This window comes from Streptomyces sp. S4.7 (assembly GCF_010384365.1).
GTDB lineage: Bacteria > Actinomycetota > Actinomycetes > Streptomycetales > Streptomycetaceae > Streptomyces.
Genome location: NZ_CP048397.1, coordinates 3,127,262 through 3,148,034, shown reverse-complemented (window position 1 = coordinate 3,148,034; position 20,773 = coordinate 3,127,262). Strand labels below are relative to the sequence as shown.

General features: G+C 70.2%; 17 protein-coding genes and 1 pseudogene. 7 read left to right on the top strand and 11 right to left on the bottom strand.

Going from position 1 to position 20,773, the window contains the following annotated elements; genetic code table 11:
- Positions 1 to 11 precede the first annotated feature (11 nt).
- The 5 genes from SSPS47_RS13725 to SSPS47_RS13705 form a co-directional block, all read right to left on the bottom strand.
- Complete coding sequence (locus SSPS47_RS13725) at positions 12 to 1,097, bottom strand: NlpC/P60 family protein (protein ID WP_164251389.1); 1,086 nt, start codon at positions 1,095 to 1,097, stop codon at positions 12 to 14.
- 58 nt (positions 1,098 to 1,155) lie between these two features.
- Positions 1,156 to 1,638 (bottom strand): poly-gamma-glutamate biosynthesis protein PgsC/CapC, encoded by a 483-nt coding sequence (locus SSPS47_RS13720; RefSeq protein WP_147878540.1) that lies wholly within the window; start codon positions 1,636 to 1,638, stop codon positions 1,156 to 1,158.
- Positions 1,635 to 3,359 (bottom strand): poly-gamma-glutamate synthase PgsB, encoded by a 1,725-nt coding sequence (pgsB, locus tag SSPS47_RS13715; protein WP_164251387.1) that lies wholly within the window; start codon positions 3,357 to 3,359, stop codon positions 1,635 to 1,637. Before pgsB ends, SSPS47_RS13720 begins: the two co-directional genes overlap by 4 nt.
- A gap of 6 nt (positions 3,360 to 3,365) precedes the next feature.
- Positions 3,366 to 5,750 carry a HAMP domain-containing protein gene (locus SSPS47_RS13710; protein WP_239064897.1) on the bottom strand — a complete coding sequence of 795 codons (2,385 nt, stop codon included), beginning with the start codon at positions 5,748 to 5,750 and terminating at the stop codon, positions 3,366 to 3,368.
- A gap of 307 nt (positions 5,751 to 6,057) precedes the next feature.
- Entirely contained in the window at positions 6,058 to 7,371 is a 1,314-nt protein-coding gene (locus tag SSPS47_RS13705) for a CapA family protein (RefSeq protein WP_239064896.1), read from the bottom strand.
- An 86-nt stretch (positions 7,372 to 7,457) separates the two neighbouring features.
- Between SSPS47_RS13705 and SSPS47_RS13700 the strand changes: the two genes are divergently transcribed.
- From SSPS47_RS13700 to SSPS47_RS13665, 7 genes and pseudogenes are all read left to right on the top strand, one after another.
- On the top strand, positions 7,458 to 8,387 hold the full coding sequence (locus SSPS47_RS13700; protein WP_164251385.1) for a hypothetical protein: 930 nt from the start codon (positions 7,458 to 7,460) through the stop codon (positions 8,385 to 8,387).
- Between the two features lie 38 nt (positions 8,388 to 8,425).
- Entirely contained in the window at positions 8,426 to 8,812 is a 387-nt protein-coding gene (locus SSPS47_RS13695) for a VOC family protein (protein ID WP_164251383.1), read from the top strand.
- 46 nt (positions 8,813 to 8,858) lie between these two features.
- Positions 8,859 to 9,005 (top strand): hypothetical protein, encoded by a 147-nt coding sequence (locus SSPS47_RS13690; protein ID WP_164251381.1) that lies wholly within the window; start codon positions 8,859 to 8,861, stop codon positions 9,003 to 9,005.
- A 233-nt stretch (positions 9,006 to 9,238) separates the two neighbouring features.
- Complete coding sequence (locus SSPS47_RS13685) at positions 9,239 to 9,892, top strand: hypothetical protein (protein ID WP_164251379.1); 654 nt, start codon at positions 9,239 to 9,241, stop codon at positions 9,890 to 9,892.
- 173 nt (positions 9,893 to 10,065) lie between these two features.
- Positions 10,066 to 11,310 carry a PP2C family protein-serine/threonine phosphatase gene (locus SSPS47_RS13680; RefSeq protein ID WP_164251377.1) on the top strand — a complete coding sequence of 415 codons (1,245 nt, stop codon included), beginning with the start codon at positions 10,066 to 10,068 and terminating at the stop codon, positions 11,308 to 11,310.
- Positions 11,311 to 11,442: 132 nt separating this feature from the next.
- A pseudogene (locus tag SSPS47_RS36200) lies at positions 11,443 to 12,189 on the top strand (DUF6882 domain-containing protein).
- 345 nt (positions 12,190 to 12,534) lie between these two features.
- The gene (locus SSPS47_RS13665; RefSeq protein WP_147878534.1) at positions 12,535 to 13,740 is read left to right on the top strand and encodes an acyl-CoA dehydrogenase family protein; all 1,206 of its coding nucleotides are present in this window, start codon (positions 12,535 to 12,537) and stop codon (positions 13,738 to 13,740) included.
- 69 nt (positions 13,741 to 13,809) lie between these two features.
- On the opposite strand, the gene SSPS47_RS13660 is transcribed toward SSPS47_RS13665, so the two are convergent.
- The 6 genes from SSPS47_RS13660 to SSPS47_RS13635 all read right to left on the bottom strand — a co-directional run bounded on the left by SSPS47_RS13660 (position 13,810) and on the right by SSPS47_RS13635 (position 20,527).
- Positions 13,810 to 14,388, bottom strand: coding sequence for a GAF domain-containing protein (locus SSPS47_RS13660; RefSeq protein ID WP_164251371.1), 579 nt, complete (start codon positions 14,386 to 14,388; stop codon positions 13,810 to 13,812).
- Positions 14,385 to 15,035, bottom strand: coding sequence for an ATP/GTP-binding protein (locus SSPS47_RS13655; protein ID WP_147878532.1), 651 nt, complete (start codon positions 15,033 to 15,035; stop codon positions 14,385 to 14,387). The genes SSPS47_RS13660 and SSPS47_RS13655 overlap by 4 nt, the downstream gene beginning before the upstream one ends.
- Entirely contained in the window at positions 15,025 to 15,399 is a 375-nt protein-coding gene (locus SSPS47_RS13650) for a DUF742 domain-containing protein (protein WP_164251369.1), read from the bottom strand. The genes SSPS47_RS13655 and SSPS47_RS13650 overlap by 11 nt, the downstream gene beginning before the upstream one ends.
- A gap of 2 nt (positions 15,400 to 15,401) precedes the next feature.
- The gene (locus tag SSPS47_RS13645; protein WP_164251367.1) at positions 15,402 to 15,791 is read right to left on the bottom strand and encodes a roadblock/LC7 domain-containing protein; all 390 of its coding nucleotides are present in this window, start codon (positions 15,789 to 15,791) and stop codon (positions 15,402 to 15,404) included.
- A 91-nt stretch (positions 15,792 to 15,882) separates the two neighbouring features.
- Entirely contained in the window at positions 15,883 to 18,045 is a 2,163-nt protein-coding gene (locus SSPS47_RS35965) for a sensor histidine kinase (protein WP_164251364.1), read from the bottom strand.
- A 754-nt stretch (positions 18,046 to 18,799) separates the two neighbouring features.
- Complete coding sequence (locus SSPS47_RS13635) at positions 18,800 to 20,527, bottom strand: hypothetical protein (RefSeq protein ID WP_164251362.1); 1,728 nt, start codon at positions 20,525 to 20,527, stop codon at positions 18,800 to 18,802.
- Positions 20,528 to 20,773 lie beyond the last annotated feature (246 nt).

The following is a 20,773-nucleotide window of genomic DNA, read 5'->3' as shown; positions in this document are numbered from 1 at the left end:
TGAGCTTCCGCTCAGAGCCGCTTCGCGCTGCGCAGCGTCTTCGCGTAGTAACCGTTGCCGTCCAGCCGCGACGTACCGCCCTTGTCGCCGATCGTCGGGCCGTTGACCTCCTCCCGGCTGGAGACGAAGACCTGGTGGCCGTCGGTGTCCACGCCCATGTACATACCGACGTGGTCCAGCCGCTCCTTGGTCCGCGCGTCGAGCTTGAAGAAGACCAGGTCGCCCGGCTGGAGGACGCTGATCGACTTCGGCCGCTCGTACGGCGGCGAGCCGCCCGACAGCTTGATGACGTCCGTGCCGGCCTTCGAGCGGGCCATCCCGTTCGCCGTGCGCGGCAGGCCGTCACCGCTCTTGTCGTCGGCCATCAGCGGGAACCGGCCCCGGTAGCCGAAGACCGTCCTGATGAAGCCCGAGCAGTCGATGGACCGGTAGCGCTTCTGCTCCGGCTGGATGGTGGTGCCGTCGCGGAAGGTGTACGGGATGCCCAGGTAGTCGTAGAAGTCCGACTGTTCGAGCCGGTAGTCCGCGCCCTCGCTGCCTTCGGGGTTGATCGGGCCGAAGTCGGCGTCACCCGCGTACGGGGTGCCCTCGCCGTCCTCCTTGACCGGGGCGCCCTCGACGTACTGGAAGGAGTACGCGAACAGATCGTCCTCCTCGCTGCCGAAGAACTCCTCGAACCAGTCCTTGAACCACTTCTCCCTCTGCCCGTCCTTGATCCACGGCTCGGGCATCAGCCGCACCCAGTTCTCCGTCACCACCCGCGACTTGGTGCTCGTCGGTTCGGCGAACGTACGGCTCGGCCCCGTCAGGGTCGCGGTCCGCGCGCCGTCGGTGAAGGTGGCCAGCACGGCACCGCTCCCGGAGCGCAGCACGGAGCGGGCGGGGTTCTTCAGCCGCTCCCACTTCTGCTCGCCGGACTCCGCGTCCCCCGCGGACGTCAGGTCCGGGGTGTCCGTGATCGCCTGGACGGCGGGCGCCTTCGCCTGCTCGTCCTTGCGGAGTTCGACGGTGAGGTACGCGCTGCCGGCGAGCAGCGCGATGACGGTCACCGCGTGCAGGACACGGCGGCCACCACGTTTTTTGGACTTGGCACTCATGAGAGGTCAGCTCCGTCAGGTCCAGGTATCTCGGTCACGTGGGCGGTCCGACGGCCGCTCATGTGGTGGGCAGGGCGCCGAGCAGGATGCCGGCGGTGAGGACGACGTAGGCCATGAGCGTGACCGTGCCTGTGGCGAGTATGGTCGCGCCCTTCGGCTGGCGGACGAGCTGGTAGGCGATCAGGCCGGGCACGATGAAGCCGAGCGTCTGGTTCGCGTACAGCAGCGGGAACTCCAGCGACAGCACGAGCATCACCGTCGCCTGGAGGAGCACGCCGATGAGGACGACCGCGGAGAACAGCCGCTTGCCGTAGAGGATCACGAAGCGCTGGACGAGGAGCGTGCTCACGTACGTCAGGACAGTCACGCCGACGACCATGGCGGCGCGCTGGAGGTCCTCGACGAGGGTCAGCGCCAGCCAGCCGGGGGTGATCATGCCGCCGGGGGAGAGGTTGGTCGTCAGGTAGCAGATCAGGGAGAACATCAGGCCCAGGCCGATACCTATGGCGGCGATCTCGGGCGTGAGAACTGCGGGGATCAACGGGGTTCTCCAGGACTCTGCGGGGGGTGCGGGGTGCGGCCGTACCGGGACTGCTGTCCGGGGTCGGGCTCGGACGGAGGCGGGGGCACGGAGTCGTCCGCGGGATCGACCGGCATCCGTACGGGCTCGAAGGGGCCGCGGGTCCGGGCGGGCTGCTGGTGCTGGTAGCGCTGCTCGTACGCCTCGGGGTAGGGCTGGTACGGGTCGATGTACGGCGAGTAGCGGTGGAGCGTCAGCGTCTCCTCGTGGCGCGGGTGCGCCGCGGCGGCCGGCGGGTTGGGGGACGCCTGCGCGAGCGGCCGGGCGGTCAGCCGGGCCACCAGTTCGGTGGCCGGCTCGATCGCCCGCCGGGGGGTCTGGTCCGGTACGACCACCGGGAGCGCCGCCGTCGCCGCCGGGTCACCGGCCGGGTCGGGCACCGCGACAGCCGTCGAAGCGGAAGCCGGCGCGGGAGCCGGAACGGGAGCCGGGGTGGCCTGGGTGGCCGGCGCGGGAGCCGTCACGGCGGCCGGGACCGCGTCCTGCTCCGGGTCCGGGGTCTCGTCCGCCGGCAGTTCGGCGAGCTGCTCCAGCAGCAGCTCGCCCTGACCGTGAATGTTGCCGATCGCGACCAGCGAGGAGTCCGGCCCGAGCCACGACAGCAGCTCCCGCATGAACTCCTGCGGATCGCGCTTGTCACCGCCCAGGTCCACCGCGCGCGAGCGCCACTGCGCCGGGATCGCGTCGATCGCGCTCTTGGCCGGGTGGCCGATGACGAAGACCTGGTCCGGCTGGAGGTCGGGGACGATCTCGCCCATCTGGCCGTTGCGCTCGACGCGGTCGGGACGGCAGTTGACGACCACGTTCAGCGGGCGGTGGATCGCGCCCAGGTCGAGGAGCTGGTTGATGTTCATCAGCGTCGACTCGGGGTCGTTCGCCGCGAAGACGTTCGCGAACCGCAGCCGCTTGCCGTCCGGCGTGACGTACCGCTCGACCGACAGGACTCCCGGGTCCGGCGGGGCGTCGTACATGCCCTGGAGCGCCGTCTCGCGCTCCACGCCCAGCAGTTCGGCGACCTTCAGCGCGATGGACACGTTCTCCTTGAAGGTGAACCAGCTGAAGCCGCGCAGCTCCTCGTCGCTGACGGTCTCCGGATCGGCGTAGATCAACTGGCAGTTCCGCGCGTCCGCCTCCTCCTGGAGGATGTCGAAACGATCCTTCTCCGCCGTGACGCAGATGCCGTCCTCCGGCATCGAGCGCGACAGCGAGCGCGCCACGTCGTCCAGCGTCGGCCCCATCTCGGCCAGATGGTCCTCACGGACGTTGCACAGCACGCCGATCGTGGAGCGGATCAGCTTGGACTGGTTGATCTCCTGGAGCGCCGGCATGACGGCCATGCACTCGATGACCAGCGCGTCCGGGTTGTACGACGCCGCGCGCCGTACGATCCCGATCTGCTCCACCACGTTGGCGATGCCGAACTTCCGGTAGACCGGCTCCTCGGTGGCGTCCGGGTGGATGAAGCGGGCGGCCGTGCCGGTGGTCTTCGCGACGGTGATCAGATCGCCGCCGCGCAGCGCGCCCGCGCAGAGCCGGGTGATGGAGGACTTGCCGCGGATGCCGTTGACCAGCACGCGGGTGGGGATGCGGTTCAGGTTGGTGAAGTGGCGGCGCTGCTCGACGACGCCCGCGACCAGCAGGAAAGCGCAGCACACCATCAGTACGGTGTAGAGGAAGAGCACGGGTGGTCAGTTCCTTCCGGCGGGTGTGTGGGCCGGTGCCTGGGCGGGGACGGTGACCGGGGCCGTCGTCGCCCCCGCGCCGTCCCGCTTGCGCTGTTCGAGCACCTGCTGGCGCAGCAGTTCCAGGGCGCGGGCGATGGCGCCGACCTCGTCGTGGTGGCGTGGGTAGAGCACGGTGCGGCGGTCGCCGCCCGCCAGTGACTCGGCCTGCTCCGCGACCTCGCGCAGCGGCCGTACGACGACGATGTACAGCCAGCCCAGACACGCGGCGGCTGCGGTGATGCCGAGGAGACCGGCCAGGACGGTGCGGTTCTGGAGGTTGTACTCGGGGATCGCGAGCCCGGCGGCCGGCTGCCAGCTGACCACCATCCAGTTGAGCGACTTGGCCGCTCCGCCGCCGACGAACGGCGCGGCGCCCGCGACCTGCACGCCGCCTCCGTCGCGGTAGACGACTGCGCCCGCGCGGGCGCTCATACCGGTCTTCTGACCGGTACCGGCGGCCAGTTCGTCCAGCCGTGCCGAGGGCAGGTCCTCGAAGGCCAGATAGCCCGAGTTGCCGCCGAGCACACGCCTTTCGGCGTCGATGACCCGGATCTCGCCGAGGCCCGGCCGCTTGAGGAGGGAGTTGATGAAGTCGATACGGAACTCACCGACGACCGTGCTGCCGTCGCGTCCGGACAGCTCGGCGTAGCCGGCGATGACGGGTTCCGTACCGGAGTCGTTGAGGACGGTGATGTCGTCGGCGAACGGCCTGCCGTCCTTGCCACCGTCCTGCCCGGCGTTCCTCCCGCCGTCGCCCTCACCGTCCCGCGGCTCGTCGGACAGCCGGGGGGACTCGCCCGAGCGGGCCAGGATCGTGCCGTCCGCGGCGCGTACGTACAGCGAGCGGTAGCGCGCGTGCTCGTTACGGGTGCGGTCGAGGACCTTCGTCATGTCCTCGGGCGAGGTGTGCTCGCCGAGCAGACCGGCGACGGACACCAGGTCCGCGTGGCCCTCGTTGAGCGAGCGGCGCACCCGGTCGGAGAGTGTGTCGGTGCGCTCGCGCTGGTCGTTGGTGATCTGTTCCGGTACGACGGCGGTGGCATCGGCCCGGTTCACCAGGAGCAGCATCGGGCCGGACCAGAGGAGCAGCAGGACGCCGCAGACGAGGAGCAGGGCGCGGGCCCCGATCCGGCCCCGGCGGCCGGCCCCGGCCGTGTCCGATTCGGCGCGCTCGCCGAGGAGCTGGCGGCGCAGCCGCTCCAGCGACTGCCCGATCCGGGCGGCCTCGCCGTGGCGGGGCACCCGGACCGGCCGGGTCAGATCGCCGCGGGTGAGCCGGCGGCTCTCCAGGAACAGCCGCAGCAGCGGGCGCTGGACCGTACCGAACAGGACGCCGACGCCGAGTGCGCCGATCAGCAGCAGCGCGCCGGCGGCCAGCAGTCCGAACAGCGGGTCGGTGACGCGCGTCGGGTCCTCGGCCACGTCCACCATGGCGACGACGGTCAGTCCGAGCGAGGTGGCGACGGTGCCCTTGCCGGGCTCCGGGCCGGTGAGGGCCGCGTAACCGGCGACGGCGCGGTCACCCTGGAAGGTGGCGCCGCGCAGGCTGCCGCTGACGCCCGTGTAGCCGCCCTCGCCGGGCACGTTGGCCTTGAGGGGGTGCTCCTCGGCCCGCTCGGCCGCGACCTCGGCGAACGCCTTCAGCTGCTTCTTGGACCGCTTGACGCCGGTGCGCTGGTCCTCGGTGAGGACCTGCTCGCTCTCCGGGATGCCGTCACTGCTGAGGATGCGCCCGGTGCTGTCGATGACCGCGATGGAGCGGAACTTGCCGAGGCTTATGCCGGGGAAGCGCAGGCTGCTGGAGGCGATGAGGAGTTGCTGGGGCTGTCCTTCCCAGGACAGCAGCTGCAAGGAGAGCAGCCGGGTCTCGCCGTTGGCCAGGCGGACCATACGGGGGCTGAGCCCGTCCTTCTCGGAGAGCTTGGCGGTGTCGATGGCGGCGACGGGAACGTTCTCGCCACGGGCCGCGAGCATCTTGCCCGAGGAGATCTCGACGACGGCGGTGCCCACCCACTTCTGGTAGACGCTGCCGATCTTGTCGACGACGGCGTCCGGCTGAGCCGGGTCTCCCGCGTTGAACAGCGCGGCGGTTCTCGCCAGGTCCGCTGCGCTCTCGTCGATGGAGGCGCGCATCGCCACCGCGCCGTCCTCCGCGAAGTGCTGCTGCGAGGTCATGACGGCCTTCGGCACGGATTCCTCGCCCGCGCGGCCGAAGCCGAGGGCGGTGATTCCGGCGAGGCACAGCAGCAGCGCGGACAGGATCGCGATGGGTGGGCGGATACCGCCCAGGAGGGACATGTCGGCCCGTCGGCGGACCTTGTGCCGTCGCTTCGCGGGCGAAGCGGCCATGAGCGTTCCCTTTCGGATGTTCGTGATCGGCGGGCGCTGTGCGTGCGTGCGGGCGCGCGGGGAACAGCCCCAGCCGGAAGGGTCCGACTCGCAGGCCTTGGTGAAGGTTGCACGAAGAGTTACGGGTGTGATCTACGCGACGTTTGGACCGAGTGATTCCGTCAACGCGCGCGAGTCGTCACGGTTTCCGCCCAATCGGGCACACACCCCTGAGTGCTCGCCCGATCAGGCGCCAACCGCTGGATGCTCGCCCGATCAGGCGCACCGCCGTGCACCCGCTCCGTCAGTGGCGCCGCCGCGCGCCCGCTCAGTCGGGCAGCTCGCTCAGCGGACGCAGACCGTCACCCGCGGCGCCCCGGTTGAGCATCGTGCCCCGGGTGCGTTCGAAGGCGAGCCGGTACTGGGCACGCTCCTCCGCCGACAGATCCTTGTCCGCGCGCAGCGCGCCCGCGATGTCCAGCAGCCGGTGGTCCTTCGCCGCGCCCTTCGTGCCCTTGCCGCCGTCGGTGGACTGCTCGACGCCCGCGCCGTCCGCGCCGTCCGCCTCGCTCTCCTCGCCCTCCTCGGGCGGGATCGTGACGAACGTCGGTGCGTACCACGCCTCCACGTCCCAGCCGCCGCCCGGCTTCTCACGGAACTCGAACCAGCCGATGGCGCCTTCCTCGGTCAGCCCGGACGGCACGTCGTGCCGGGCGAGCTGGTTGCCGAGGCCGTACGCGATCCAGGTGCCGTCCACCTTCTCCATCGGCTGCACCACATGCGCGTGGTGACCGATGACCAGGTCGATCCCGGTCTCCTTCGCGATCCGCCGGCCCAGTTTGAGCTGCGAGGCACTGGGGTCGGGATGGTGCTCGCGCCCCCAGTGGATGCTGAGGATCACCGCCTCCGCGCCCGCTCCGCGGGCGGCCTTCTCGGCGGCGGCGATGGCGTCGAACGAGTTCTCGTTGGCGAGCCAGGGCTTGTCGGCCGGTATCTCGCGGCCGTTGAACCCGAAGGCGTACGACAGCTGCGCCACCCGTACGCCCTTCACGTCCACGATCAGCGGCTTGGCGCCCTCGGCGGCGCTGCGCGCGGAACCGGTGTGCTTCAGCCCGGCCGCGTCCAGGGCGTCGAGGGTGCGGGTGACGCCCTGGGGGCCGTCGTCCAGCGTGTGGTTGGACGCGGTCGAGCAGGTGTCGTATCCGGTCTTCTTGATCGCGGTGGTGATCTGCGGCGGCACCAGGAAGTCGGGGAAGCTGCGGAAGGGGCCCTTCGGCCCGGCGACCACCGGCTCGAAGTGACAGATCGCCAGGTCGGCCTTGCTGATGACGGGCTTGACCCCGGCCATGATCTTGCCGAAGTCCGGATCCGGGACACCGGCGCCGACCTTCCTGCCGACCGCCTCGGGGACCTGTGTGACACCGGCGTCCCGGTACGCCTGCTCGGTCAGCTGCGGGTGGATGAGGATGTCGCCCGCGGCGGCGACGGTGAACGCGGGATCGCCCTTGGGCGCCGTGTCGTCGCTCCCGCCGCCGACGACGGAACAGCCCGCGGCGGTCGTCGCGAGGAGCGCGAGCACGAGTGCGGCGCTGCTTCCGGGCAGGCGGAGGCCCCGGTCGGAGGTGTGTCGGTGTGGTCTCACCCTGGTATTTTCACTGCAACATGAGCCATGATCCGACCAAAAAGGTAACGGTAACGACAAAAGTGGCCAAAAAAGCCATTTTTGTTGTGCTCCTTGTGGCGGCGGTCGCCGTGGTCGTCCCGGTGCTCGACCGATCCCGGACCGACGGCCCGCTGCCCGGCCCCGGCTCGACCGGGGCCGCGACCGGCCTGGAGCGCCGGCTCGCGTCGTACGCCACCGATGTCGTCGCCGACGCCCGCTACCGGCCACCGGACCGCGCCGAACGCGAGGCCCTGGCCGAGGGCGTGGCGCTGTACGTGGACGGCGAGCACGAGCGCGCCGCGCGCAGACTGGCCGAGGTCGACTTCGGCGTACGGATCGTGCGGGACACCCCGCGCGGCGGGGACGCACCCGGCCGCCGTTACGCGGAGATCGCCGACCGCACGGACGAGACCCGGCGCGGCTGGGGACGGGTGTACGTCGACCTGGACACCGCCCCGCGCTACAGCGTCCAGGTCCCGCACCCCGTCGCCGACGCGTACACCGACCGGCTCGGCGCGGGCGTGCTGCGCGGCGCCCCCGGCGGGGTACTGGTCATCGCCGGCGCCCACCGCCGGGCGGGCGAGGGGAACGCGGCCGATGTCGCACACCGCCGGGACACCGTCTTCCACGCGGTCACCGCCGAACTCGTCGACCGCGGGTTCCCCGGCATCCAGGTGCACGGCTACGCCGACAGCAGCGTCCCCGGCCGCGACGTCGTCGTCTCCACCGGCGCGGGCGACCGCGCGCGCCCGCAGGCGCGCACCCTCGCGGGCGCGCTGGACGACGACGGGTTCCGGGTCTGCCGGGCCTGGGAGGAGAAGTGTCCGCTCGAAGGCCGCAACAACACCCAGGGGAAGCTCGCGGCGGCAGAGGGCGTGCCGTTCCTGCACATCGAGGTGAGCCGGGCCGTACGGGGCGACACGGCACGCACGGCCCGCGCGGTCGCGGCGATGGCGACGGCGGTCCGCGAGTGGGGCGCACGCACCGGAAATTGACCTGCGGACGGTCCGCCCGCTGATGCACAGTGACCGCCATGACTTCTCGCGTACGACACGTGACCATCGACTGCGCCGACGCCTACCGGCTCGCCACCTTCTGGGCGGACGTGCTCGGCGCCAAGGTGTCCGACGAAGACGAACCCGGCGACGACGAGGCACTGGTGGCCGCCGACGGCATCACGCTGCTCTTCGTGGAGGTCCCGGAGGGCAAGGCGGCGAAGAACCGCATCCACGTGGACCTCGAACCCCAGGACCGCACCCGAGAGGAGGAGATCGAACGCCTCCTGTCCCTGGGCGCCACCCTGGTCTCGGACCACCGCCGCCCGGACGGCCTCGGCTGGGCGACGCTGACGGACATCGAGGGCAACGAGTTCTGCGTCGAACGCGGCAAGGGGGAACGGGCGGCGGCTGCCGCGCTTTAGGGCCCGCCCGGCGAAGTGGTGGTGTTCATGTGCAGGACAGCCGGCCGTGACACCCAAGCGCCGTACGCGCGGCACCCGTTGGCGTCACGACGTGCCCGGGTTCACCCAGGATTCGGCCACGCTTCGCCGGCTCCTCGCCGCCCTCGGCCGCGAGCCCCCCATCGACTCCGCGGCCATCTGCAACTGCTGCTGACGGAGTACGACGGGGACACCCCGCCCCTGCACGCGTACGAGCTGATGCGCGCGCTCGCCGGGACCACGCGCTCAACGTCGCGGTCACCGCCGTCGGCGGCTGGATCGCTGTGGCGCTGTGGCGCGGTTGCTGACCTGTCATGTCCAAGTGATGACGTATGTCACTGCCCGCCCGGCGGCGCCGGAAGAACACTTGAGGTCGTGGTACTCGCACGTACTCAGGGGAGTGGGGGCATGTTCAACAGCTTGCGGAATCGTCTGGCCGTACGGCGGGTCAAGCCCGGTGACGGGCGCCCGCTGAAGCGCTTCCGGTGGTGGCAGTTGATCGGCCGCTCACTGTTCTACCTCCGGCTGCCGCACGGCGACGGCCGGCAGACGGTCTACGCCGTCGACGTCAGACAGTGGGGGAACAGGGAGTCCGGCGAGGTCGAGGCCGATCTGTACCTCGACGGCAGGCACCACGCCAGGTCGAAACTTCCGGCGGTCCTCCCCGTCCGGGGCGGCGCCGTCGAAGTGCGGGCGAGCGCCTTCGGGCTCAAGCGCTGCCACTACGTCACCGCCGAGGGGGCCGCGTACCAACTCGTCCCGGACCCCGCCTCCGCCGAAGGCCGCCGCGCGCGACTCGACCGGGCGCACCCCGTGCTGAGCCGCTGGATCGGCTTCGTCTCGGCGGTCGTGCTGGTGGGCGCCCTGCTTGTCCTCATCCCGCAGGTCGTCCAGCCGCTCACCGAGGTGCCCCCGGTCGCCGAGCACATCGGGCCCTTCGACTCGCCCGTCCGTCTGCCGCTGTGGCTCAACATCACGGTCACGGTCACCAGTGTGACGGCCGCCATGGAGCGGGCCCTGCGGCTGCGCTACCACTGGCTGCTGGACGGCGCGGCGGGCTGACCCCGCAACGCTCGGAGCCCGATCGCGATCCCTGGCCGAGGACCATTGAAGTGAACTCTCGTTTCCCGACACTCATCGTGTGACGTCCGGCTGCCCCGTTCCTCATGGTCTGCTGTGATCGTTGGCCGAGCCGAGCCGAGCAGGGCGTCGGGTGAGCGAGAGGGAAGCGCGCGATGGAGAAGGGCCGGTCGGAGGGCCGCAGAGTCGCGGTGGACCTGTCGGAGGGATTCGGAGAGCGGCTGCTGGGTCAGCTGCTGGACCGGGCTCACGAGATGCCGCCACAGCTCATGGCTCCGCTGGTGGCCGAGGAAGTACGCCGGATCGGTGGCCGGGACGTGTCGATCCTGCTCCAGTGCTACGAGCAGCTCGAATTGGTCCCGCTGCCGGGAAGAGGGCTCACCGTCGGGGAGGCGCTGCCGATCGACGGTTCTCTCGCGGGGGAGGTCTTTCTGCGCAAGACCACGGCCGAGGAGGTGCTGGGCGACGGCGTACGGCTGTATCTCCCGCTGCTGGACGGCAGCGACGAGGTCGGGGTGATGGCGCTCACCCTGGACACGGTCGATGACAACGACCGGCGGCTGCTGCGGCGGCTGGCCGGACTGGTCGCCGACATGGTGGTGACCAAGGGTGCCTACACGGATCAGTTCTTCCAGACCCGGCGGCGCCATCCGATGAGTCTGGCCGCGGAGATCCAGTGGTCCCTGCTGCCGCCGATGTCGATGACCACCCCACAGGTCTCTGTCGCGGGGATCCTGGAGCCGGCCTACGCCGTTGCCGGTGACAGTCTGGACTACGCCCTCAACGACGACGTCCTGCACATGGCCATCATCGACGCGATGGGCCACGGTCTGAACGCGTCCGTGCTGGCGACCGTGGCCGTGGGTGCCTACCGGCACGCCCGACGCGCCGATGTCGACCTCGCCGAGCTGTACGCCTTCATGGACAAGGCCATTGACGAGCAGTTCGGCCCGGACCAGTTCGTCACCGCGCAGATGATGCGCCTGGACGTCGGGACGGGCAGGCTGTACTGGGTCAACGCCGGCCACCCGGCGGCACTGCTCATCCGGGGCCACCGGGTCGTGCAAGTCCTGGAGCACCCGGGCACGCTGCCGCTCGGTTTCGGCGGTGCCGAACCCCTGACCTTCTCCATCGACCTTCAGCGGGGCGACCGGGTGATGTTCTACACCGACGGTCTCGTCGAGGAACACCGCGAGGGTCAGGAGCAGTTCGGCGAGGACCGCATGATCGACATCATCGAGCATGTCAGCCCGACCGTACGGAGCGTGCAGCACATGGCCCGGAACCTGTCCCACGCGCTCAAACGAGAGAGGGGCGGGACCACCAGCGACGACGCGACGATCTTCCTCGTCGAATGGCACGGCGGCACCGCCGACCACCTCGCCGTCGTGGACCTCTAGGACATCTCCCAAGGGTTCGGCGATCCGGCGGCGCGGCGAGGAGCCGTGGCTGTCGCCGTGCGCCCGCCGGGGGACTACGGGACGGCCCTTACGCTTGCCGTTCCGTCCGACGAGCAGAGAGTCCCGCCCCTGATGCCGATGCCCGTGCAGCCCGACGGCCGCTTCAGCCGCATGTTCGAACAGGCGGGGGCGCACTACGCCGCCGGCGCCGTCGAGCAGTTGGGCGTCTACGAGCGCCATCAGCCCGTGGGCGGCGCGTGGGCGCTCGACTACGAGGCGGGCACTCCGCGTATCGGTGAGGTGACGGTTCATCAGTCGCCGCTCGGTTCGCTCGGGAACGACGGCAGTTGGCTGTGGGCGTGGGCGAACGAGCGCACCGACCCGCCGGGTTCGAGCCGTCTGACGCTCGCCGAGTGACTGCGGGACTTCGGTGAACGCAACCAGATCTACGAGTTCGTGACGCCCCGGCTCGAACTGGCCGAGTTCCCCGAGCCCGAACGGGCCGCGTGGCGTCTGGCGTCGGTGAGTCTGGGGGCATTCGGCACCCGGGGCTTCGCGAGCCTGCCGCTGGAGTCCGGTGCCCGCGCCTTCGTGCTCGTGGACGACGCGGAGGTTCCGGCGGCCGGGTTCGACGGCGGCGCGCTGACAGGTCTCCTGGACAGGGCGCTGAACCTGTTCCCGTACGATCCGCGGCTGACAGTGGCCGGATATCTCCGGCGCCACGGGTTCGAGACCCGGGAGTCCGCCGACGGGCGGCAGGTTCAAGGGGAGCGGGACGGGTACGCGGTCGCCGTGCGATTCACCGAGGACGACCTGATCGCGGCCGTCTCTCACGGTGCCCGTACGGGACCACAGAGTGCCCGAACCGTGTCCGAATAGCCCGCAAACGTCCCTTGGCGACTTTCATACTGTCGAACGTGATCGTTCACGGCTTCCGAGGGGATCGTTTGCCGTTCGGATGGGGTCTCGTGTCATGTCGGCCAAAACGTGAGAAAGGCCGGATTGGCACTGAGTCAGGCGGACACGGGGTGTAGTCATCACAGCAAACGACCCACAAACGACCCCTGTCCGGTGCTGCAACGAGAGCGGGAAATGGTCACTGTGTAGGGGCGCCTGCCGCCGGTAGGGCGAGTTCCGGTTCCGCTGGCCGATCAGAGAGCACCGATCAGTTCTGACCATGTTGACAGTTGACAGATGTCTCATTCGAGAGGGCTGTACAGGCGCATGAGTGGCTATTTCACCACGGAATTCCATGAACGTCTCCGGGCACAGGTCCGGGCGTTCGCGGAGGCCGAAGTCCGGCCCCGAATACCCGAGATGGAGGCGTCCAAGGCCGTCCAGCACGAGCTGTCACAGCTCATCGCCTGGCAGGGCTGGCTGGGCGTCACCATCGATCCCGCGTACGGCGGCATGGGCGCCGGTCATGTCGCGAAGACCGTCATCATCGAGGAACTGTCGCGCGTCAGCGGAGCGATGGGCGCCATGGTGCAGGCGTCCCAGCTCGGCGTGGCGAAGATCATCCACTTCGGCAGCGACTACCAGAAGAAGACCTGGCTCCCGGAGATCGCGGCCGGCGGCTGTCTGCCGACCATCGCCGTGACCGAGGCCGGGTCCGGCGGTCATGTGCTGGGCATGGAGGCGACGGCCCACCGCGACGGTGACGACTACATCCTCAACGGCGCCAAGGTGTTCGTCGGCAACTCGCACGTCGGCGATCTGCACGGTGTCGTGGTGCGCACAGGGCCGGGCAGCAAGGGCCTCTCCGCCTTCCTGGTGGAGGCGGACCGCCCCGGCTTCTCCCTGGCCCCGCACCGGCCCGCCATGGGCCTCCACGGCTTCTCGTTCGGCGAGCTGATCTTCGACAACTGCCGGGTGCCCGCGTCCAATCTGCTGGGCAACGAGGGCGACGGGCTGCCCGTCGCGTACTCGTCGAGCATCCTCTACGGCCGGGCCAACCTCACCGCGGTCGCGCTGGGCATCCACCGGGCGATCCTGGAGGAGACGGTCGCGTTCGCGACGGCACGCCAGCGCTACGGCGCCCCGCTCGCCGAACTCCCCACGATCAAGCAGAAGCTGGGGAAGATGCAGTCGGCGTTCATGACGGCGCGGCTGACGGCGTACCACGCGGTGCACCTGCTCGACCAAGGGCTGCCGTGCGACGCCGAGTTGATGAACGCCAAGCTGGTGAACGTCGAGTCGGCGATGGACTCCGCCCGCGCCGCCATGGAGGTCCACGCGGCCATCGGCCTCTCGACGGACCGCCCCATCGAGCGCTACACGCGCGACGCGTTCCACATCTTCGCGCCCGCCGGCACCTCCGACGTCCAGCTCCAGCGGCTGGCGGAGACGGCGCTCGGCACCTCGAAGGGTGACTGGTCACGACGACTGGCCGCCCACGCGGGTGCGGGAGCGGCTGCCGTCGTCGGCTGATTCCGTCTTTCGCCGGCCTCGGCGGACGGACCGCTCACACGGTCCGTCCGCCGAGGCCGGCGGTGGTGACTAGCGCGGACCGCCACCGGTGCGCTGGTAGATCAGCCGCATCAACTGGTCGCGGCTCTCCTTGATGAGCTGGAGGGTGTCACGGCCCGTCTCCTTGCCACGCGGGTCCGTACCCACGAAGCAGACCGTCCCCAGCACCGTGTCGGTGCGCTCGTCGATGAGCGGGGCGCCCGCGTACGTACGGATACCGATCAGGTCCACCACCTCGTTCGAGGCGAACCGCGGGTAGGCGTACACGTCCGGAAGCACCAGCGCCTTGCGGCGGTTGAGGACGTCCGGGCAGTACCCGTGGTCCCGGGCCATGATCCGGCTCACCTCGGGGTTGCCGCCCGCCTCGGGACCGCCCGGACCCGACTGGGCCGCGGACGGCGTGTGCAGACCGGCGAAGAACTGGTGGCCGGTGATGAAGTTGACCATCGCGTACGGTGCGCCCGCCGCCTGCGCGAGCTGAGTCGCGAACGCGTCGAACTCGGCGTCGGGCATGTCCCCGAGGCCCAGTTCACGCAGCCGGGCCTCACGGTGTGCCAATTCCATGTCGGGCGCGGGGAGATGCAGGCCCGCTTCGGTGTCGTAGGTCATGAGGTGGCTCCCAGATCGCTGGAGTGCTGAAGGGGTGATGCGGGGGGCGGGGTGTGGACGGCCCGCTCCCGCGCGCGGCGGAGCGAGACCGAGTGCGCGTAACTGACGAGGGAGACCAGTACGTGCTTCGCCGACGCGGGGTCGCGCGCGTCGCAGAGCAACACCGGTACGTCCGCCTTGAGTTCGAGCGCCTCGCGGACCTCTTCGGAGCTGTAGCGGTAGGCGTCCTCCGCGTCGAACTCGTTGACGGCGACGACGAAGGGCACGTCACGGCTCTCGAAGTACTCGACGGCGGCGAAGCAGTCCAGCAGTCGGCGGGTGTCGGCCAGGACGACGGCCCCGATCGCACCCAGCGACAGATCGTCCCAGGTGAACCAGAAGCGCTGCTGTCCCGGAGTGCCGAACAGAAGCAGCACCATGTTCTGCTTCTGGAGGGTGATCCGGCCGAAGTCCAGGGCCACCGTGGTGGTGGCCTTGTTCTCGATGCCCTCCAGCCGGTCGGTGCCCGTCCCGCTGCTCGCCGAGGTCAGGGTCTCCTCGGTCGAGAGCGGCTTGATCTCGCTGACCGCGCCGATCATGGTGGTCTTGCCCACGCCGAAGCCGCCACCGACCACGATCTTCAGGGCGATGGGATCGTCAGACGACATAGGTTCGTAGCCCCTCAAGCACTGCCTCCAGCAGATTCGGATCTTTCGGGTCGGCCGTTCTCGTGGGCATCGCCATGATCAACGCACCCTCGTCCAGCAGGTCGGAGAGCAGGATCTTCGCCACCTGGACCGGCTGGGCCAGGGTGGCGGCGACCTCGGCCACCGACCGTGCCTCGCCGCGGCAGAGCGCCAGACAGTGCGCCGCCTCCGGGCTGAGATAGCCCTCCGGTGCCGTGGCGCGTGCCTTGAGGAGCGACGACAGACTCATCTCGTTCGTGGGCCGCGTTCGCCCACCCGTCAGGGCGTACGGACGGATCTCGTGCTCGTCGTCGTCCACCCAGGGGGTACCGTCTAAGGCCGCCATGATCAGTGCACCCGGTCGTCGACGGAGGACTGACGCAGCCGCGGCGGTGTACTCAGGTGCTCGGGCACGCTCTTGACCAGCTGCCCCATCTCGAAACCGACGGCGCCGAGATCGGCGCTGTCGGAAGCCAGCACACCCAGCACGGCCCCGGGGCCGGCCATCGAAACGAAGAGCAGTCCGTTGTCGTGCTCGACCACCACCTGCCTGACCCTGCCGTCGGCGGGACCCTTGATGTCACGGACGCCGCCGGCCAGTGAGCACAACGCGGTGCTGATCGCGCTCAGCTTGTCCGCCGAGTCGATGCCCAGACCGTAGGAATGCTTGCGCACTCCGTCACTGGATGCCAGGACAGCGCCTTCCGTACCGGGGACGCGCCTGATGAAATCAGCCATCAACCAGTCCAGATCGGGCTGCTGGGCCGAAAAAACTTCGTTTGGCAAGAGAGTGACTCCGTAAGTGGTTGGGCGACCGCCGCGGGCAGCGTCAGCTCGTCTGGTCGGGGGGCCCCTGCGGGCCGTCTTCCGAGCTGGCGAGCCTGATGCCTGAGGCGAAACGAGCCATCAGATCCGGATTCGGGGCGACGACCTCCCGGTCGGCGTCGGCGAGCCGCGGGAACTCCGGTCCGCGGTACGTCTCGCTCCGCCGGGGGAGAGTGGGCCGGCGACCGGGGGAGTTGGTGGCGTCGCTCGGGGGTGAGGCCTGGGTGGATCGGGGGACCTCGGGGGGTGTGACGTCGGCAGAGCCGGTGGTGGAGCGGCCGGCACTGGATTGGCCGGAGTCGGGGTGGGCGGTGGCGGAGTGCCGGCCGCCGCCGGGGTAACCGGGGTTCTGGTGGCCGCCGTTGTGGCTGCCGTTGTGGCCGCCGCCGGTCTGGCCGTTGCTCGCGCCGTACGCCGTGGGCTGCCGCTGGGGGAGCGGGGCCGGGGCCTCGCCTGCGCCGTTGGATCCGGCCGAGGCCGTCGCCGTGGCTGCCGCGTGGGCGTTCGGTGAGCCGATGCGGCGTACGGACGGCGTCTCGCCGTGCGTACCGCGACCGCCGCGACCGCCGCGGGCGGCGAGGGCGCCGGCCTCGGCGGGCAGGGGGCTGCGGTGGTCGGACGTGGACTGGGGGACCTGGTACGGCTGGTGGTGCGGCACCTGGTTCGGTATGTGCGGCACCTGGTTCGGAACCTGACCCGGAACCTGACCCGGGACCTGGTGCGGCGCCGGCGGGGACGTGTGCCGGGGCGCCTGCTGCGGGGACGGCTGGGGGGCCTGCGGGGCGGCCGACCACGCCGCGCCCGACGCCGGCTCGCTCGACGGGCCCGTACGCTGCGCGTGCTCCGCCCGCTGCTCCTGCTGCCGGCGCTGCTCCTGCTCCGGGTTGGGTGCCTGCCGCTGGGTGGGCGGCGTCGGGGCGGCGTCGAGCAGCGCGCTCGGCAGTACGACGATGGCCTGGGTACCGCCGTAGATGTTGCGCCGCAGTGCGACGTCGATGTCGTGCCTGCGCGCGATCTGCGCGACCACGAACAGGCCGATCCTGCCGTCCTCCAGCTGCTCGCGGATGTCGAACTGGTCCGGCCTGGTGAGCAGCCGGTTCATCCGCTCCAGCTTCTCGGGCGCCATCGGCAGCCCGCGGTCGTCGATCTCGATCGCGAGACCGGCCGGGACACGCTCGGCGCGCAGCGTCACCTGGGTCTCCGGGGCGGAGAACCGGGCCGCGTTCTCGACGAGTTCGGCCAGCAGGTGGATGACCTCGGCCGCGGCGTAGCCGGGCAGAGTGCCCTCGGGCGGCTGGATGACACGTACGCGGGCGTACTGCTCGATCTCGGCGACACCCTGGCGCAGCACGGTCGGCAGCGGGACGGGCTTGTTGATGCGGCGGGGGACCGCGCCGCCCATCACGGCCAGGCTCTCCACCTGGCGGCGGAACTGGGTGACGAGGTGGTCGACGCCGAAGAGACCGCCGAGCAGGTCGGGGTCCTCGACCTCGCTCTCCAGATCGTCCAGCCGGGCCAGCGCGCGGTTGACCAGCGCGTGCAGGCGCTGCGCGATGTTGACGAACACGTCCACCTGCTGGCGCGCGCCCGCCTCTGCGACCGCGGCCAGTGCCTGGTGCTGCGCGAGGCGCAGGGTCTGTTCGAGATCCGAGAACGGATTGCCCTGGGCGACGGCGTGGGGCGCCGGCTCCAGGAGCTGGGGACGCTCGCCGCGGCTGATCTGTTCCAGCAGCCGGGCGATGTTCTTCTGCCCCTCGCAGGTCACGGCCTCGAACCGCTCGACCCACTGGCGGGCGGAGGCGGCGTTCGTGACCCGCTGCTCGTGCACGGCGGCGGAGACGGCGGCGGCCTTACGGGTGGCGGCGGCCGTCGCCACCAGGCCGAGGACGGCGGCGGCGGCCACGACGGACCAGGTCGCCACGGCGTTCTGGGCGAAGTGCCACGTGGACCACGCGCCCGCGCCCAGCACCACGACCGTGGCCACCGGCATCAGGGCGAGAAAACGGATCCGTGAGCGCAGACCCTTCTCGGTGGCCAGATTCCGGTTGGCCGTGGCCGTGGCGGGGGCCTGCGCGGTCCCGGAGTTCTGGGACTTCCGAGCGGAACGTCCGCGCCGCCGACCGCTACGACGGTCGGCGGGGGCGACGTTCGGGGAGAGTTCAGGCATAAATGTCCTCGGTACGACGGGGACCGGCGGATGAAGGTGAAAGGGCCGCGCTTCGGCGCCGGCTTGGGGCTCCGGGGGCGTGTGCCGTTGGAGCGGATACCGCTCGGGCGAGTGCCGGGTGGGCGTTCGCCCGGCGTCGCGGGCCCCACGGGCCTTCCGAGACGCCCCCGGCTCGCCGTTCCGTCCGCCGCCCTCGGGAGCCGCCGCGTCGGCCGGCCGGCAATTCCGGGCCGGCGGAACGAGCACGAGGGAGCGGACCATGTGTTTAGGGAGCCTTCACAGACGGGCAGTTGGACGGGTACAGGCACATGCCAGCGTCATTAAGAGCCATAACAAGCTTGGTGCGTGGCCGCGTTCGCCGCCACGGCCGGAAGGGGTCGTTCAGCGGTCGCTTGACCCCATGGGCTTCACAATGTGAATCACACAAAAGCGGCTATTGGCGCGAACGCAAAGAGGCCGTCGGCAGGGCACGACGGCGATACGACCGCCAAACGATCGATATCGCGGGGTGCGGCGATCGGTATGGGGGTCGCTTGTGAGGAGAACTCGAGCCTGGCTCTGGGAACAACCTCTCAAAGAGTGCATCGCAATCCTCTACCCAACTGTGCCCAGTGGCAAGGCGCTTCAACCATGCTTGTCCTTCACGATGCGGAGAATTGGTGAGGGAGGCCGTGAATGGCCGGCGGCGGCGCTTGATTTGACTGCGGTTGCCCGTGACGCGGGTCACTTCGGACAGCCGGTCGCCCTCAGGCCGTCACTTCGGATCGAACTCGCCGACGAAGCGCAGGACCTCGTCCAGCTGGTCCATGCTGAGCAGCCGGCTGCGCGGCCGGAGCATGCCGGAACTCCCGTACGCCCCCAGCTCCTGACACCGGCGCAGCAGCCAGGGCCAGTCGATCGACAAATAGTCTGCCAGGGCCCGCAGCCGGTGCGCGGAGGTGGGTCCGTCGATCACGCTCCGTGCGCGGGCATGGTCGATCGCCTGGGTGTACGTACGGACCTGGGACCGCTGATCCGTAATGCCGACACGCCAGATACCGTCCGAGCGCAGCCAGTTGGCCACGATCACCCGGTCGTCGGGTGCCAGGACGAATTCGTCGATCTGTGAGTACTCCTCCTCGGCGCAGATCCACACGGACAGTCCGTGCATCTCCATCAGGGCGACGTTGAGAAACAGCAGGATCCGCTCGTACGGCTCGCTGTCCTTGACCGCCTTCTCCGGTACGCAGAACGCGTGCCCCGGCCGTACGGACGGATCGGCACGCCGCGCCGCGTCACGGGCGAGGTGCTCGTGCTTGTGCCGGAAGAAGAGCCAGGCCGCGCTCTCCTCGCCGGTCTGCTCGCGCGTCCAGTGGAAAGGCGGTTCCGTCACCTCACCGAGATGGCGCTCGATGTGCAGTGTGCAGAAGTACGAGCCCAGCCAGGCGGCACCCACCCGGGACAGCTCCGGCATCGCCGACCGCGCCACGGCCGAGCGAGGCATCGCTAAATGGCTTTCCAGCTCACGTCGTTCACCGTCGAGAATGTGGTCGTCCGCGAGGAGGCTGTCCTCCAGGTTGAGCATCGCCCACACGATGCCGAACGTCAGGTCGTCCAGCCGGTACGGCTTCGGTATCGGCAGCGTCCCGCGCGGATCGGCGTCGAGCTGGTAGCGCGCGCGGGCCGAGTCCAGTACGTAGAGTCCCTCGCCGCCGCTGCCGCCGAGCGAGGCTATGAGCAGGGCGCGTCGAGCGGGCGCCACGAACGCGCGTAGATGCGGATTCTCCTCAACGGCGATCGACACCACGTCGTCCTGCGACGTCGCCTCGTACATCTGGGCGGGCACCGCCGTACCGTCGAAGATCCGCATGCCGTCGAGGTACCAGAGCCCGCCCGCCCCGGCCGCCGCCTCCGAGGGGGAGAGGGAGGAGCTGGACCACAGGGCGTCCATCGAGCGGGCGGTGGCGAGCGACGACCCGTGCGGCAGCCGCGCGGGGACGACCTCGCGGCTGGGCACCCGCTGGAGCAGCAGGTCCACCTCGACGCCGAGCATGTAGGCGAGGACCGTGGCCGCGTCGCCCTGGGGCGACTGCGTGCCGGCCAGCCACCGCTTGAAGGTGATGCGTGAGACGGAGACGTTGCCGACGCGGCTGTTGCCGTACTCCTTCGCGGCCCGGCGCGCGGCCAGGCTGAACTGCACGTCGAAGACGGCGAACTTGGCCCAGTTGAGTCGTTCCAGCAGCACCCGCAGCAGGGTCGGCGGGCGCTGTTCGGAGGGGCCGGCGGACCGGTCCGCGGTTCGCTCGACGGACTGGTCGGTGGTCTTCGGGGCCGCCTTCTCGACCGGGTGATCGGCAGAGTGGCCGACCAGGTGGCCGGCGGGCCGACCGCCCGGGGGGTCGGTGGGCTGATCGGAGGGTCTGTCGACCACCTGGTCGGCGGGGCCGTCGGCGGGGTGATCGAGCCGGCGATCGACCGGATACTCGTTCTCCTCAAGGGTCACGAGCCGAGCCTTCCTCGGGCAGCCAGAACGGTGCGGTCAGATAGTCGAAGCGGAAATTCCATCCAGCTGACTCATCCTCACGGTGTCGTACGCACGGTCGCAAATGCCAATTCTGGCGTCTCGGCAGAGACATGATCACTCCGAGTACGCGCCGCTGTCCAGCAGAACCCTGGCCAGAGGATCGACGGTTAGTCAACAGCCCTCACTATTAGCGCAGTTGAGAGACAGGGGCCGCGGAAGCGGAGG

What these genes read in the sequence shown, in the direction of transcription:
- SSPS47_RS13725 (WP_164251389.1), bottom strand. Translation starts at nt 1,097, where the DNA reads ATGAGTGCCAAGTCCAAAAAACGTGGTGGCCGCCGTGTCCTGCACGCG.
- SSPS47_RS13710 (WP_239064897.1), bottom strand. Translation starts at nt 5,750, where the DNA reads ATGGCCGCTTCGCCCGCGAAGCGACGGCACAAGGTCCGCCGACGGGCC.
- SSPS47_RS13695 (WP_164251383.1), top strand. Translation starts at nt 8,426, where the DNA reads ATGACTTCTCGCGTACGACACGTGACCATCGACTGCGCCGACGCCTAC.
- SSPS47_RS13685 (WP_164251379.1), top strand. Translation starts at nt 9,239, where the DNA reads ATGTTCAACAGCTTGCGGAATCGTCTGGCCGTACGGCGGGTCAAGCCC.
- SSPS47_RS13680 (WP_164251377.1), top strand. Translation starts at nt 10,066, where the DNA reads ATGGAGAAGGGCCGGTCGGAGGGCCGCAGAGTCGCGGTGGACCTGTCG.
- SSPS47_RS13665 (WP_147878534.1), top strand. Translation starts at nt 12,535, where the DNA reads ATGAGTGGCTATTTCACCACGGAATTCCATGAACGTCTCCGGGCACAG.
- SSPS47_RS13660 (WP_164251371.1), bottom strand. Translation starts at nt 14,388, where the DNA reads ATGACCTACGACACCGAAGCGGGCCTGCATCTCCCCGCGCCCGACATG.
- SSPS47_RS13655 (WP_147878532.1), bottom strand. Translation starts at nt 15,035, where the DNA reads ATGTCGTCTGACGATCCCATCGCCCTGAAGATCGTGGTCGGTGGCGGC.
- SSPS47_RS13650 (WP_164251369.1), bottom strand. Translation starts at nt 15,399, where the DNA reads ATGGCGGCCTTAGACGGTACCCCCTGGGTGGACGACGACGAGCACGAG.
- SSPS47_RS13645 (WP_164251367.1), bottom strand. Translation starts at nt 15,791, where the DNA reads ATGGCTGATTTCATCAGGCGCGTCCCCGGTACGGAAGGCGCTGTCCTG.
- SSPS47_RS35965 (WP_164251364.1), bottom strand. Translation starts at nt 18,045, where the DNA reads ATGCCTGAACTCTCCCCGAACGTCGCCCCCGCCGACCGTCGTAGCGGT.